Genomic DNA, 15128 nt, shown 5'->3' with positions numbered 1-15128 from the left:
GCCTTTGCGCATTGTCGGCAAGGAGGACAGGTCCCTTCGTGCCAGATCTCCTTGCTGTATTTGTGATGTTGATCTGGTCAAGTGTAACCTCCGGTTTTTGCCTTTCGGGGCGGGGGCCGGTAACTGGAGAGAAGGCATTGGATAGAGCGGAAAAGCAAGAAGCTGTCGCGGCCCTTCACGAAACGCTTGATGGCGCGGAAGTGGTGGTCGTTGCTCACTATGCTGGCCTCACTGTTGCAGAAATGACCGAACTTCGCAGTCAAATGCGCGAAGCCGGTGCAATGGTGCAGGTTGCAAAGAACCGTCTTGTCAAGCTCGCTCTTCAAGGCACGGACGCTGAACCGATTTCCGACCTTTTCAAGGGTCAGACATTGATCGCCACGTCAGGTGATCCCGTTTCAGCACCGAAGGTGGCCTCTGAATTCGCCAAGAAAAACGACAAACTCGTTATTCTTGGTGGTGCCATGGGAGCCACCATACTCGATACCGCGGGCGTGAATGCACTTGCTACCATGCCATCGCTTGACGAACTGCGCGGCAAAATCGTTGGTGTCCTTCAGGCACCTGCGACCAAGGTTGCTCAGATTCTGCAAGCACCGGGCGGACAGCTCGCGCGCGTATTCGGCGCATATGCCAAGAAGGACGAAGCGGCATAAGGCCGTTCTCGAAAAAACTAGAATTTTAGGTTCGTACCAATAGGAAACAATACGATGGCTGATCTTGAGAAGCTCGTAGAAGAACTTTCTACCCTCACCGTTATGGAAGCAGCTGAGCTTTCCAAAATGCTCGAAGAAAAATGGGGCGTGTCTGCTGCTGCTCCTGTTGCTGTTGCCGCAGTTGCTGGTGGCGCTGCTGCTGAAGCTGCTGAAGAAAAAACCGAATTTGACGTTGTTCTGACCGCTGCTGGCGACAAGAAAATCAACGTGATTAAAGAAGTTCGCGGCATCACCGGCCTTGGCCTGAAAGAAGCTAAAGAGCTCGTCGAAGGTGCTCCGAAGCCGGTCAAAGAAGGCGTCGACAAAGCTGAAGCTGAAGAGCTGAAAGCTAAACTCGAAGCTGCTGGCGCTTCTGTAGAATTGAAATAAGGTTCAAACCTTGTGTAGAATTTTGGGGGAAGTGATTCCCCCAAAATTTGCTTGAAAATTTGGTGCCCATTAATCCGGGCGTTTTTCTCAAGAGCCTGCACAATCCTGTGACGGGCTTTTTGGTCAACCGCCCACAGAGCGAGACGAGGAGCGACGATGGCTCAGACGTTTTCCGGTCGCAAACGTTTAAGAAAATATTTTGGTCACATCATTGAAGTGGCAGACATGCCAAACCTCATCGAGGTTCAGAAGGCTTCATATGACCAGTTCCTGCAAGTAGAAGAACCCGCCTCTGGACGCCCTGATGAAGGCCTTCAAGCGGTCTTTTCTTCTGTGTTCCCGATCACCGATTTTTCCGGTACGGCTCAGCTTGAATTTGTCCGTTACGAATTCGAGGCGCCGAAATACGATACAGAAGAATGCCGTATGCGCGGAATGACCTATTCTGCGCCTCTGAAGCTGACCTTGCGTCTTATCGTTTTTGAAGTTGATGAAGACACAGGCGCCAAGTCGGTCAAGGATATCAAGGAGCAGGATGTCTATATGGGCGACATGCCGCTCATGACAGACAAGGGTACCTTCATCGTGAACGGCACCGAGCGCGTGATCGTATCCCAGATGCATCGTTCTCCCGGCGTGTTCTTCGATCACGACAAAGGCAAGAGCCATTCCTCGGGCAAACTGCTTTTTGCTGCGCGCATCATTCCTTATCGTGGCTCCTGGCTTGATATCGAATTCGACGCCAAAGACATCGTCTATGCCCGTATTGACCGTCGTCGTAAAATTCCCGTATCGAGCCTTCTGTTTGCTCTTGGTCTTGATACCGAGGAAATTCTCGACACCTATTATGAAAAAGTTTCCTATCAGCAGGTTGATGGCGCATGGCGCGTTGCCTTTAATGGAGATGCCCTGAAAGGCACCAAACCTGATCTCGATCTTGTGGATGCCGATACGGGTGAAGTCGTCTTCGAAGCTGGCAAAAAGCTTACTGTTCGCCAGATCAAGAAGCTGACTGATGCCGGTTTGAAATATCTCAAGGTCGAAGACGAAGACTTCTACGGCAAGTATCTCGCCGAAGATGCGGTAAGCCTGACCTCCGGCGAGATTTTTGCCGAGGCCGGTGACGAGATTGACGAGAAGGTCCTTGCTGTCCTGAAGGATGCGGGTTTTGACGAAATCTCGGTGCTGAATATCGACCACGTGGTTGTTGGTCCTTACATTCGCAATACTCTTGCCATTGACAAGAACTCTGATCGTCAGTCGGCGCTGTTTGACATCTATCGTGTCATGCGTCCCGGTGAGCCGCCGACCCTCGAGACTGCCGAGGCAATGTTCGAATCTCTGTTCTTCGATTCCGAGCGCTATGATCTGTCCGCGGTTGGTCGCGTGAAAATGAACATGCGTATGGATCTCGATGTCGCGGACACGGTTCGCATTCTGCGCAAGGAAGACATCATCGAGGTTATTCGCACATTGCTCGATCTGCGTGACGGCAAGGGCGAGATTGACGATATCGATAACCTTGGCAACCGTCGTGTTCGCTCCGTTGGCGAATTGATGGAGAACCAGTATCGCATCGGTCTTCTTCGCATGGAACGCGCAATCAAGGAACGCATGTCCTCGATTGAAATTGACACTGTGATGCCACAGGATCTGATCAACGCGAAACCGGCGGCAGCCGCTGTTCGCGAGTTCTTCGGGTCTTCGCAGCTTTCCCAGTTCATGGACCAGAACAACCCGCTTTCCGAGATCACGCACAAGCGTCGTCTTTCGGCATTGGGCCCGGGTGGTCTGACCCGTGAGCGTGCTGGCTTCGAGGTTCGCGACGTGCATCCGACCCATTATGGTCGTATCTGCCCGATTGAGACCCCTGAAGGTCCGAACATCGGTCTGATCAACTCGTTGGCGACTTTTGCGCGTGTCAATAAATATGGCTTCATCGAAGCGCCTTATCGTAAGGTTGTCGATGGTCGTGTGACCCGTGAAGTGATTTATCTTTCCGCAATGGAAGAAGGTAAGCACTATGTCGCGCAGGCCAATGTCGAACTGACCAATGAAGGGGCTTTCGTCGAAGAAACGGTCATCTGTCGCCATGCTGGTGAAGTGATGATGGTTCCTGTCGAGCGCGTCGACTTCATGGACGTGTCTCCGAAACAGCTGGTGTCCGTTGCTGCGGCGCTTATTCCGTTCCTTGAAAACGATGACGCCAACCGCGCTCTGATGGGATCGAACATGCAGCGCCAGGCGGTGCCGCTTGTGCGTGCCGAGGCGCCTTTCGTTGGAACCGGCATGGAACCGATCGTCGCCCGTGACTCCGGTGCCGCGATTGCTGCGACACGGACGGGTATTGTCGATCAGGTGGATTCGACCCGTATCGTTATCCGTGCAACCGAAGAAATCGATGCTCACAAGTCCGGCGTTGATATCTATCGTCTGAGCAAATTCCAGCGGTCGAACCAGTCAACCTGTATCAACCAGCGTCCTCTGGTCTCTGTTGGTGATTTCGTTCAGAAGGGCGAGATCATTGCTGACGGACCTTCAACGGATCTGGGCGATCTGGCTCTTGGTCGCAACGTTCTCGTCGCCTTCATGCCCTGGAACGGCTACAACTTCGAAGACTCCATTCTTTTGTCCGAGCGTATCGTGAAGGAAGATGTCTTCACCTCGATCCATATCGAGGAATTCGAAGTGATGGCCCGCGACACCAAGCTCGGCCCTGAAGAGATCACCCGCGATATTCCGAACGTCTCGGAAGAATCACTGAAAAATCTCGACGAGGCTGGCATTACCTATATCGGTGCCGAAGTGAAGCCGGGCGATATTCTGGTTGGCAAGATCACGCCGAAGGGCGAAAGCCCGATGACACCGGAAGAGAAGCTTTTGCGTGCCATCTTTGGCGAAAAGGCCTCTGACGTCCGTGATACCTCTTTGCGCATGCCTCCGGGAACCTTTGGTACCGTCGTTGAGGTGCGTGTCTTCAACCGTCACGGTATTGAAAAAGACGAACGCGCGATGTCTATCGAGCGTGAGGAAATCGAGCGTCTGGCGAAAGACCGTGATGACGAGCAGGCCATTCTTGACCGGAACGTCTATGGACGTCTTGCGGATATGTTGAGTGGTCATGTTGGTTCTGCCGGTCCGAAAGGTTACCGGAAAGACACGGTCATCAGCCATACCGAGATGACGGATTATCCGCGTAGCCAGTGGTGGCTGTTTGCTGTTGATGATGAAAAGCTGATGAGCGAAGTGGAAGCACTGCGCAATCAGTATGACGACAGCCGCAAACGCCTTGAGCAGCGGTTTATCGACAAGGTCGAGAAGTTGCAGCGCGGTGACGAGTTGCCACCGGGCGTGATGAAAATGGCGAAGGTCTTCATCGCGATCAAACGCAAGATTCAGCCAGGTGACAAAATGGCTGGTCGTCACGGCAACAAGGGGGTTGTCTCCCGCATCGTGCCTATCGAAGATATGCCATATCTCGAAGATGGTACCCATGTGGACATCGTTCTGAACCCTCTGGGCGTGCCGTCGCGCATGAATATCGGTCAGATTCTCGAAACCCATCTTGGCTGGGCCTGTGCGGGCATGGGCCGCAAGATCGGTCGGATGTATGACGACTATAAGAAGACCGGCAACCTTGAGCCTCTGCGTCTGGAACTGAAAGATGTCTATCATGACAACGGCAAGAATCTGGACGTCTCCGAGCATGATGACGAAAGCGTCATCCGCATGGCCGAACAGTTGAGGAAAGGCGTCTCGATTGCGACGCCGGTCTTTGATGGTGCGCGTGAACCTGACGTTGTCGACATGCTCGAGCTGGCGGGGCTGGACCCATCTGGTCAGTCCTGGCTCTATGATGGCCGTACCGGTGAAATGTTCGACCGAAAGGTGACTGTGGGCTATATCTATATGCTCAAGCTTCACCATCTGGTTGACGAGAAAATTCACGGTCGTTCGATTGGCCCATACTCGCTTGTTACCCAGCAGCCGCTCGGTGGTAAGGCGCAGTTCGGTGGTCAGCGTTTCGGTGAGATGGAGGTCTGGGCGCTCGAAGCGTATGGCGCAGCCTACACCTTGCAGGAAATGCTTACCGTCAAGTCGGATGACGTGGCCGGTCGTACCAAGGTCTATGAAGCGATTGTTCGGGGTGATGACACCTTCGAAGCCGGTATTCCGGAAAGCTTCAACGTTCTTGTGAAAGAAATCAGGTCTCTGGGTCTGAACATGGAGCTGGAAGATAGCCAGCGCCTGATCGACCTGGAGCCGAATGATCCATCGCCTGCGGACGCTGCTGAATAAGCAGCGCCCGATATCACTAACCGAGGCAAGTTGTCGGAACGGATCGCATGGAGTGACGCCTGCGGTCCGTCTAACCGTAAAGAGGAGACACCATGAACCAAGAGGTCATGAATCTTTTCAGTCCGCAGGCTCAGGCCCAGACTTTCGACCAGATCCGCGTGTCCATCGCGAGCCCGGAAAAAATTCTTTCCTGGTCATTTGGTGAAATCAAAAAGCCAGAAACGATCAACTACCGTACTTTCAAGCCTGAGCGCGACGGTCTTTTCTGCGCCCGCATCTTTGGTCCGATCAAGGACTATGAGTGCTTGTGCGGCAAATACAAGCGCATGAAATACAAAGGCATCATTTGTGAAAAATGCGGTGTCGAAGTCACTCTTTCGCGTGTGCGCCGTGAGCGTATGGGCCATATCGAGCTGGCAGCACCTGTTGCTCACATCTGGTTCCTGAAATCCCTGCCAAGCCGTATTGGCCAGCTGCTGGACATGACGCTTAAGGATCTTGAGCGCGTTCTCTATTTCGAGAATTACATCGTTGTCGAGCCGGGTCTGACACCGCTCAAGGAATATCAGCTCCTCACGGAAGAGGAGTATATGATCGCGCAGGACGAATATGGTGAGGATACCTTCACCGCCATGATCGGGGCCGAGGCGATCCGCGAAATTCTGGCATCTCTCGATCTGGAACAGATCTCCGAGAAACTGCGTCAGGAAATCGCCGAGAGCACCTCGTCGTTGAAACCGATCAAGCTGGCAAAACGTCTGAAGATCGTTGAAGCCTTCATCGAGTCGGGCAACCGTCCTGAGTGGATGATCATGACGGTCATTCCGGTCATTCCTCCTGATCTTCGCCCGTTGGTTCCTCTGGATGGTGGCCGCTTTGCGACCTCTGATCTCAACGATCTCTATCGCCGGGTGATCAACCGTAACAACCGTCTGAAACGGCTTATGGAGTTGCGTGCTCCGGACATCATCATCCGGAACGAAAAACGCATGCTTCAGGAGTCTGTTGATGCGCTGTTCGACAACGGTCGTCGTGGTCGTGTTATCACCGGTGCCAACAAGCGCCCGCTGAAATCTCTGTCCGATATGCTCAAAGGCAAGCATGGTCGTTTCCGTCAGAACCTTCTTGGTAAACGCGTCGACTATTCGGGTCGTTCTGTTATCGTGGTTGGTCCTGAGCTGAAGCTGCACCAGTGTGGTCTGCCGAAGAAAATGGCGCTTGAGCTGTTCAAGCCATTCATCTATTCGCGCCTTGACGCCAAGGGCTATTCGACCACGGTCAAGCAGGCCAAGAAACTGGTTGAGAAGGCAAAACCCGAGGTTTGGGATATCCTTGAAGAGGTTATTCGCGAGCATCCGGTCATGCTGAACCGTGCGCCGACGCTTCACCGCCTGGGCATTCAGGCGTTTGAGCCGCATCTTGTTGAAGGCAAGGCCATTCAGCTGCATCCGCTCGTCTGTTCGGCCTTCAACGCCGACTTTGACGGCGACCAGATGGCTGTTCACGTTCCGCTTTCTCTGGAAGCGCAGCTCGAAGCCCGCGTCTTGATGATGTCGACCAACAACATTCTGCATCCGGCTAACGGTGACCCGATCATTGTGCCGTCTCAGGATATCGTGCTTGGTCTTTATTATCTCTCGATCATGAACGAAAATGAACCGGGTGAGGGGATGCTCTTCTCCGACTTTGGCGAGTTGCATCATGCGCTTGAAACAAAAGCCGTGACCTTGCATGCCAAGATCAAGGGCCGGTTCAAGACCATTGATGAAGAGGGCAACCCGGTTTCGGAAATCTTTGAAACCACGCCGGGTCGCATGCTGATCGGTGAATTGCTGCCGCGTCATCACAAGGTTTCGTTTGATGCTTGCAACAAGCTGATGACCAAAAAAGAAATTTCCAAGATGATTCACTCGGTCTATCGGGCCTGTGGTCAGAAGGAAACGGTTGTCTTCTGTGACAAGATCATGGGTCTTGGCTTTAACCGCGCCTTCCGTGCCGGGATTTCCTTCGGCAAGGACGACATGGTCATTCCTGACACCAAAGCGGGTCTTATCAACGAGACCAGTGAGTTGGCCAAGGAATTCGAAACCCAGTATAACGACGGTCTCATTACGCAAGGCGAGAAATACAACAAGGTTGTTGACGCTTGGGCGAAATGTACCGATCGCGTTGCCGACGAGATGATGAAACGCATTAAGGCGGTCGAGTTCGACGAAGAGACAAAACGCCAGAAACCGATGAACTCGGTTTACATGATGGCGCACTCCGGGGCTCGTGGTTCACCGGCACAGATGAAACAGCTCGCCGGTATGCGTGGTCTGATGGCCAAACCGTCTGGCGAAATCATCGAAACGCCGATCATCTCGAACTTTAAAGAAGGCCTCACCGTGATGGAGTATTTCAACTCCACCCATGGTGCCCGTAAGGGTCTGGCCGACACGGCTCTTAAAACCGCCAACTCGGGCTATCTGACACGCCGTCTTGTTGACGTTGCGCAGGATAGCATCATTACCGAGGTTGATTGCGGCTCCGAGGAAGGTCTTGAAGTTCGTGCCATTGTCGATGCCGGTCAGGTCGTTGCGACCCTTGGTACTCGTACAAAGGGCCGGACGGCTGCCGAAGATGTTGTCAACCCGAAAACGGGCAATGTCATCGTGCCGAAGGGCAAGATCATTTCGGAAGAGCATCTTGATGAGATCGAAACCTGTGGTGTTCAGTCGATCAAGGTTCGCTCCGTTCTGACCTGTCATTCCCGTGCCGGTGTTTGTGCTGCCTGTTATGGTCGTGACCTTGCACGCGGCACCGATGTTAACATCGGTGAAGCGGTTGGTGTTATCGCGGCCCAGTCCATCGGTGAACCGGGTACACAGCTGACCATGCGTACGTTCCATATCGGTGGTACGGCACAGGTGGTCGACAGCTCCTTCATCGAATCCAACTTCGATGGCAAGATCGAGATTCGCAACCGCAACGTCGCGCGTGACTCCGAAGGTCGTCTTGTTACTCTGGGTCGTAACGTCTCCATCGCCATCATCGATGACGAAGGCAACGAGCGGTCTGTCAACAAGGTCACCTATGGTACCCTGTTGCATGTCGATGAAGGGGACAAGGTCAAGGCTGGTCAGCGTCTGGCGGAATGGGATCCATATACCCGTCCGGTGCTTTGTGAGGTCGAAGGTGTTGTCGGGTTTGAAGATGTTGCCGAAGGGCTTTCGGTCAGTGAGGCAACGGACGAATCTACCGGTATCACCAAACGCGTCGTGATCGATTGGCGGTCCAACCCACGCTCTGCCGACATGAAGCCGGCCATCGTCATCAAGGATGCAAATGGCGAAATTCTCCCGCTGCCACGTGGCGGTGATGCTCGCTACCAGCTTCAGGTCGATGCCATTTTGTCGGTTCAGCCGGGAACGAAGGTCTCTGCCGGTGACGTTTTGGCTCGTAACCCGATGGAAAGCGCCAAAACGAAAGACATTACCGGTGGTCTGCCTCGCGTGGCGGAATTGTTCGAAGCGCGTCGTCCGAAGGATCATGCCGTGATCGCTGAGATTGATGGCACCATTCGCTTCGGTCGTGACTATAAGAACAAACGCCGTATTCTGCTCGAGCCACATGATGAGTCTATGGAGCCCGTTGAATATCTCATCCCGAAAGGTCGTCCTTTCCATCTTCAGGAAGGCGACACCATCGAGAAGGGCGAATATATTCTGGATGGCAATCCTGCTCCGCATGATATTCTGGCGGTCAAGGGTGTTGCTGCTCTGGCCGAATATCTCGTCAACGAGATTCAGGATGTCTACCGGCTTCAGGGTGTGGGCATCAACGACAAGCATATCGAAGTGATTGTGCGTCAGATGCTTCAGAAGGTCGAAATCGAAGAGCAGGGTGACAGCTTCTTCCTACAGGGCGAGCACATTGATCGTCTGGAATTCGAGGAAGAGAATGAGCGCCTGGCTGCAGAAGGAAAACAGCCTGCGAAAGGCAAACCGGTTCTGCTTGGTATCACCAAGGCAAGTTTGCAGACCCGTTCCTTCATTTCGGCGGCTTCTTTCCAGGAAACAACCCGCGTTCTGACTGAGGCATCTGTTCAGGGCAAGATCGATACGCTCGAGGGTCTCAAGGAGAACGTGATCGTTGGACGTCTGATCCCGGCTGGTACCGGCCGCGTGATGTCCGGTCTGCGCCGTGTCGCAACCCATCGTGACGATCTCATTCTGGAAGAGCGTCAGAGAACTCAGTCTCTGATGTCTACGCCTCAGATCAAGGACCAGACTGAACAAACTCCGGTTGAACCTGCTGAATAGACCGTTTGTCAGTCAAGAACCAGAAAAGGCCACTTTCCTTAGGAGAGTGGCCTTTTTCATGTGCGCATAACCGGGTTTCGCCGGATTCCACTGCGGGCGCATTCTTTCGGCATGATTCCAACTTAAGTTTGAATCATGGGGTGAATTTTTTTTGGGCCATTATTGGCAGGCATTCTTGGTTTGGAAGTGCCAAAAGGGAGAAATTGGCATCGGGACGGCTTCGAATATTCCTTGCTTGGTTTTGTAAGGAATCGTCTAGATTCTGGATTTTCCGAGCAGCCGAGCAAAGAAAGTGGACGCACTCTTTGTATATCTTGGCACTGGAGATGATTTTTCTTTATGAAATGCGTCTATATGGTGTTTATACAGAATTATATGTTGTCATATTCTCCCGTTGATCTTCCCTCTCTGAATCTTCATCAGGGGGGTTGACGGAATAGATTCTTCAGAGTAATTTCGCGCCACTTCTCGGACATGCCGTAAGTGCTCGTAGATCGAAAGCGCCTCGTTTTCGACATAGGACCATTTAAACGATGTTCGTTTCAATGAAGCTGAGATTGACTGGCTCATGATTGCGGTTTCCGCAATCCTCTGGTATTCACAGCGCCGTTCGCGGCAGAAGTCGCGCGATGGTGCGCTTTTGCGCGTGCGAATGGTGCAATTGGTAATCAGGGCGGTCCGGCGATTGTTGAATTGCGGGATTTTGCCGCGAACCACAGAAACATGGCGTTTCCTGGCCATTTTGAGGCACTCAAGATGAACGGGAAAGGCTCTAGTTCAGAGAGATCTGAAAGGCACACGTTAATGCCAACCATTAACCAGCTTATTCGCAAACCACGCAAAGCGCCGGTTAAGCGAAACAAAGTTCCGGCCATGGAGGCCTGCCCCCAGAAGCGGGGCGTATGTACGCGCGTCTATACCACTACGCCTAAAAAGCCTAACTCGGCTTTGCGTAAGGTGGCCAAGGTTCGTTTGACCAACGGCTTTGAGGTAATTGGCTACATCCCTGGTGAGGGCCATAACCTTCAGGAGCACTCCGTTGTCATGATCCGCGGCGGTCGCGTAAAAGACTTGCCAGGTGTTCGTTATCACATTCTTCGTGGTGTGCTCGATACACAGGGTGTTAAAGACCGTAAACAGCGCCGTTCCAAATATGGCGCCAAGCGGCCTAAATAAGCCGCTTTTTGGAGTTCTGGTCACATGTCACGACGCCATAGTGCAGAGAAACGCGTTATCAACCCGGATCCGAAATTCGGCGATATCGTTATTTCGAAATTTATGAACAGCATCATGCTGGACGGTAAGAAATCTGTTTCCGAACGGATCGTTTACGGTGCGCTTGATTCTGTTGAAGGAAAATTGAAGCAGGACCCAGTTGAAGTGTTCCACACTGCGCTGGAGAATGTCATGCCTCAAGTGGAAGTTCGCTCCCGCCGTGTTGGTGGTGCGACTTATCAGGTTCCTGTTGATGTTCGTACTGAACGCAAGCAGGCCCTGGCTATCCGTTGGATCATTGCAGCAGCTCGCAATCGTAACGAGCGGACCATGATTGATCGTCTTTCCGGCGAGCTTCTGGACGCTTTTAACAATCGCGGCTCTGCGGTCAAAAAACGTGAGGATACGCACCGTATGGCGGAAGCCAACCGTGCCTTCTCGCATTATCGCTGGTAAACCATTAGGGGCGAAGTCATGGCACGCAGCCACAAGATTGAGGATTATCGTAACTTCGGCATCATGGCCCATATTGATGCTGGTAAGACGACGACGACTGAGCGAATCCTCTATTATACTGGGAAAAGCCATAAGATTGGCGAAGTTCATGATGGTGCTGCCACCATGGACTGGATGGAGCAGGAGCAGGAACGTGGGATCACCATTACCTCTGCTGCAACAACCTGTTTCTGGCGCGAAAAGCGTCTGAATATTATCGACACTCCAGGCCACGTTGACTTCACGATTGAAGTTGAGCGTTCCTTGCGCGTTCTTGACGGCGCTGTTTGTGCGCTGGATGCTAACGCTGGCGTTGAGCCGCAGACGGAAACTGTTTGGCGTCAGGCTGACAAGTATGCCGTTCCGCGCATGATCTTCGTCAACAAGATGGACAAGCTTGGTGCTGACTTCTTCCGCTGCGTGGAAATGGTCAAGGAACGTCTTGGTGCTCATGCTCTGTGCTTGCAGTTGCCAATCGGTGCTGAAAGCGAATTCACCGGCGTTATCGACCTGGTCAATATGCGTTCGATTGTTTGGCTCGAAGAATCTCTGGGTGCCAAATTCGAATATGGTGAAATTCCTGCCGAGCTGGCTGATCAGGCTGCCGAGTATCATGAAGCACTGATCGAAGCGGTTGTCGAAACCGACGAAGAAGCCATGGAAGCTTATCTCGAAGGCGAAGAGCCGACAGTCGAGAAAGTCATGGCGCTTATTCGTAAGGGTACCATCGCCAACGATTTCGTTCCGATCCTGTGTGGTACAGCTTTCAAGAACAAAGGTGTTCAGCCTTTGCTTGATGCGGTTGTCGACTATCTGCCAAGCCCTGTCGACATTGAATCCATTCGTGGTATCGATGCCAAGACCGAAGCTCCGATCGAGCGTCATGCGGATGATGCAGAGCCGTTCTCAATGTTGGCGTTCAAAATCATGAACGACCCGTTTGTTGGCTCGCTGACTTTCTGTCGCATCTATTCCGGCAAGATCGAAACCGGTACTTCGGTTATGAACACCGTGAAAGAAAAACGCGAACGCATCGGCCGGATGCTTCAGATGCACTCCAACTCTCGTGAGGACATCAAGGAAGCATTTGCAGGTGACATCGTCGCTATCGCGGGTCTCAAAGATACGACAACCGGGGACACCCTCTGTGATCCGCTGAAGCCTGTTATTCTTGAGCGCATGGAATTCCCGGATCCGGTTATCGAAATCGCTGTTGAGCCTAAAACCAAGGCTGACCAGGAAAAAATGGGTATCGCTCTGAACCGTCTTGCTGCCGAGGATCCTTCCTTCCGTGTTAAAACGGACGAAGAATCCGGTCAGACCATCATGGCGGGCATGGGCGAATTGCACCTCGACATCCTTGTTGATCGCATGAAGCGTGAATTCAAGGTTGAAGCAAATATCGGTGCGCCTCAGGTGGCTTATCGTGAAACCATCTCCAAACGCTACGAAGTTGACTATACCCACAAGAAACAGTCTGGTGGTTCAGGTCAGTTCGCTCGCGTCAAGCTCATTCTTGAGCCGAATGAGCCAGGTGCTGGTTTCGAATTCGCTTCTTCGATCGTTGGCGGGTCTGTTCCAAAAGAATATATCCCCGGTGTTGAGAAGGGTGTTCAGTCTGTCATGACATCTGGTCCTCTGGCTGGCTTCCCAATGGTAGACATCAAGGTCGAACTGACCGACGGTGCATATCATGATGTTGACTCCTCTGTTCTGGCCTTCGAGATCGCATCTCGTGCAGGTTTCCGTGAGGGTTGTCAGAAGGCCGGGCCTAAATTGCTCGAGCCGATGATGAAAGTCGAAGTTGTGACCCCTGAAGAATATATGGGTGACATCATCGGTGACATTAACTCCCGTCGTGGTCAGATCTCCGGAACTGAAGCACGCGGTGTTGTAACCGTCATTAGTTCCATGGTGCCTCTGGCGAACATGTTTGGCTATGTGAACACGCTTCGTTCCATGTCACAGGGTCGCGCACAGTTCACCATGACGTTTGATCACTACTCACAGGTGCCACAGGCAGTCGCAGACGAAGTCCAGGCCAAATACGCCTAACTTCATTTGTTTGGTCGGTCTTTCTGCTCGATTTTAAGAGCAGAAAGATCAAGCCGCCGCACTTAATGAAATTTTTAAGAATGGAGACTTTCCTATGGCTAAGGAAAAGTTTGAACGCACAAAGCCGCATGTAAACATCGGCACGATTGGTCACGTTGACCATGGTAAAACGACGCTGACCGCAGCGATCACCATGACCCTTGCAGAGGTTGGTGGAGCGACTGCGAAAGCCTATGACGAGATTGACGGTGCGCCCGAAGAGAAAGCGCGCGGTATCACGATTTCGACTGCTCACGTTGAGTATGAAACCGCGAACCGTCACTATGCCCACGTTGACTGCCCAGGCCACGCCGACTATGTGAAGAACATGATCACGGGTGCTGCGCAGATGGACGGCGCGATTCTTGTTTGCTCAGCAGCAGACGGCCCGATGCCGCAGACCCGCGAGCACATTCTGCTTGCCCGTCAGGTTGGTGTTCCTGCGCTTGTTGTTTACCTGAACAAAGTTGACCAGGTTGACGACGAAGAGCTTCTTGAGCTTGTTGAAATGGAAGTTCGCGAACTTCTTGACAGCTACGAGTTCCCAGGCGATGAAATTCCCATTGTCAAAGGGTCTGCCCTTGCAGCGGTTGAAAACCGTGATCCAGAAATCGGCCGCAACTCCATCCATGAGCTGATGGCAGCTGTTGACGATTACATCCCGACCCCGGAACGTCCGAAGGATCTTCCTTTCCTTCTGCCAATCGAGGACGTTTTCTCGATTTCCGGTCGTGGTACGGTTGTTACCGGTCGTGTTGAACGCGGTATCATCAAGGTTGGTGAAGAGATCGAAATCGTCGGTATCAAGCCGACCCAGAAAACCACCTGTACCGGTGTTGAAATGTTCCGCAAGCTGCTTGATAGCGGTGAAGCTGGTGACAACGTTGGTGTTCTTCTGCGTGGTACCAAGCGAGAAGAAGTTGAGCGTGGCCAGGTTCTGTGTAAACCAGGGTCTGTTACCCCGCACACCAAATTCAAGGCGGAAGCCTATATCCTGACGAAAGAAGAAGGTGGTCGTCATACCCCGTTCTTCACGAACTATCGTCCGCAGTTCTATTTCCGTACGACCGACGTGACGGGTGTTGTTACCCTTGACGAAGGTGTGGAAATGGTTATGCCAGGCGATAACGTCAATATGAATGTCGAGCTGATCGTGCCCATCGCGATGGAAGAAAAGCTGCGCTTCGCTATCCGCGAAGGTGGCCGTACCGTCGGAGCTGGTATCGTTGGCGCTATCGTCGAGTAATCATTAGGGCAGGGGTGTGTGGGTGCTCCTATCGCACCCCAGTCTTTTGAGGTTGAAAATATGAACGGTCAGAATATTCGAATTCGCCTTAAGGCATTCGACCATCGCATTCTCGATACGTCGGCAAAAGAAATCGTGTCCACGGCAAAGCGCACAGGCGCCAATGTTCGCGGTCCGGTTCCGCTGCCAACCCATATCGAGAAATTCACTGTCAACCGTTCGCCGCATGTTAACAAGAAAAGCCGTGAGCAGTTCGAGATCCGCACCCATAAGCGTCTTCTCGATATTATCGATCCGACCCCACAGACGGTCGATGCCCTCATGAAGCTTGATCTTGCGGCCGGTGTGGACGTTGAAATTAAGCTCTAACGTGAGCGAGAGGCAAGAGTA

General features: G+C 52.6%; 9 protein-coding genes. All 9 read left to right on the top strand.

Annotated features, from left to right (window positions below):
• Positions 1-137: 137 nt before the first annotated feature.
• The 9 genes from rplJ (at position 138) to rpsJ (ending at position 15107) form a co-directional block, all read left to right on the top strand.
• On the top strand, positions 138-656 hold the full coding sequence (gene rplJ, locus ACHZB8_RS16040) for a 50S ribosomal protein L10 (protein ID WP_316861794.1): 519 nt from the start codon (positions 138-140) through the stop codon (positions 654-656).
• Between the two features lie 54 nt (positions 657-710).
• Entirely contained in the window at positions 711-1085 is a 375-nt protein-coding gene (gene rplL / locus ACHZB8_RS16035; protein ID WP_316861793.1) for a 50S ribosomal protein L7/L12, read from the top strand.
• Between the two features lie 156 nt (positions 1086-1241).
• On the top strand, positions 1242-5384 hold the full coding sequence (gene rpoB / locus ACHZB8_RS16030) for a DNA-directed RNA polymerase subunit beta (RefSeq protein ID WP_316861792.1): 4143 nt from the start codon (positions 1242-1244) through the stop codon (positions 5382-5384).
• Positions 5385-5476: 92 nt separating this feature from the next.
• The gene (gene rpoC / locus ACHZB8_RS16025; protein ID WP_316861791.1) at positions 5477-9688 is read left to right on the top strand and encodes a DNA-directed RNA polymerase subunit beta'; all 4212 of its coding nucleotides are present in this window, start codon (positions 5477-5479) and stop codon (positions 9686-9688) included.
• Positions 9689-10492: 804 nt separating this feature from the next.
• Positions 10493-10864 (top strand): 30S ribosomal protein S12, encoded by a 372-nt coding sequence (rpsL, locus tag ACHZB8_RS16020; protein ID WP_090075714.1) that lies wholly within the window; start codon positions 10493-10495, stop codon positions 10862-10864.
• Between the two features lie 24 nt (positions 10865-10888).
• Positions 10889-11359, top strand: coding sequence for a 30S ribosomal protein S7 (gene rpsG / locus ACHZB8_RS16015; RefSeq protein ID WP_316861786.1), 471 nt, complete (start codon positions 10889-10891; stop codon positions 11357-11359).
• 18 nt (positions 11360-11377) lie between these two features.
• Positions 11378-13453, top strand: a complete 2076-nt coding sequence (gene fusA, locus ACHZB8_RS16010) for an elongation factor G (RefSeq protein WP_316861785.1) — start codon at positions 11378-11380, stop codon at positions 13451-13453.
• Positions 13454-13547: 94 nt separating this feature from the next.
• On the top strand, positions 13548-14738 hold the full coding sequence (gene tuf / locus ACHZB8_RS16005; protein WP_316861784.1) for an elongation factor Tu: 1191 nt from the start codon (positions 13548-13550) through the stop codon (positions 14736-14738).
• Between the two features lie 60 nt (positions 14739-14798).
• Positions 14799-15107, top strand: coding sequence for a 30S ribosomal protein S10 (rpsJ, locus tag ACHZB8_RS16000; protein WP_090072145.1), 309 nt, complete (start codon positions 14799-14801; stop codon positions 15105-15107).
• Positions 15108-15128: the final 21 nt, after the last annotated feature.

This window comes from uncultured Cohaesibacter sp., assembly GCF_963556055.3.
Taxonomy (GTDB): domain Bacteria; phylum Pseudomonadota; class Alphaproteobacteria; order Rhizobiales; family Cohaesibacteraceae; genus Cohaesibacter.
The sequence above is the reverse complement of the archived record's forward strand: the minus strand, read 5'-3'. Positions and strand labels throughout refer to the sequence as shown.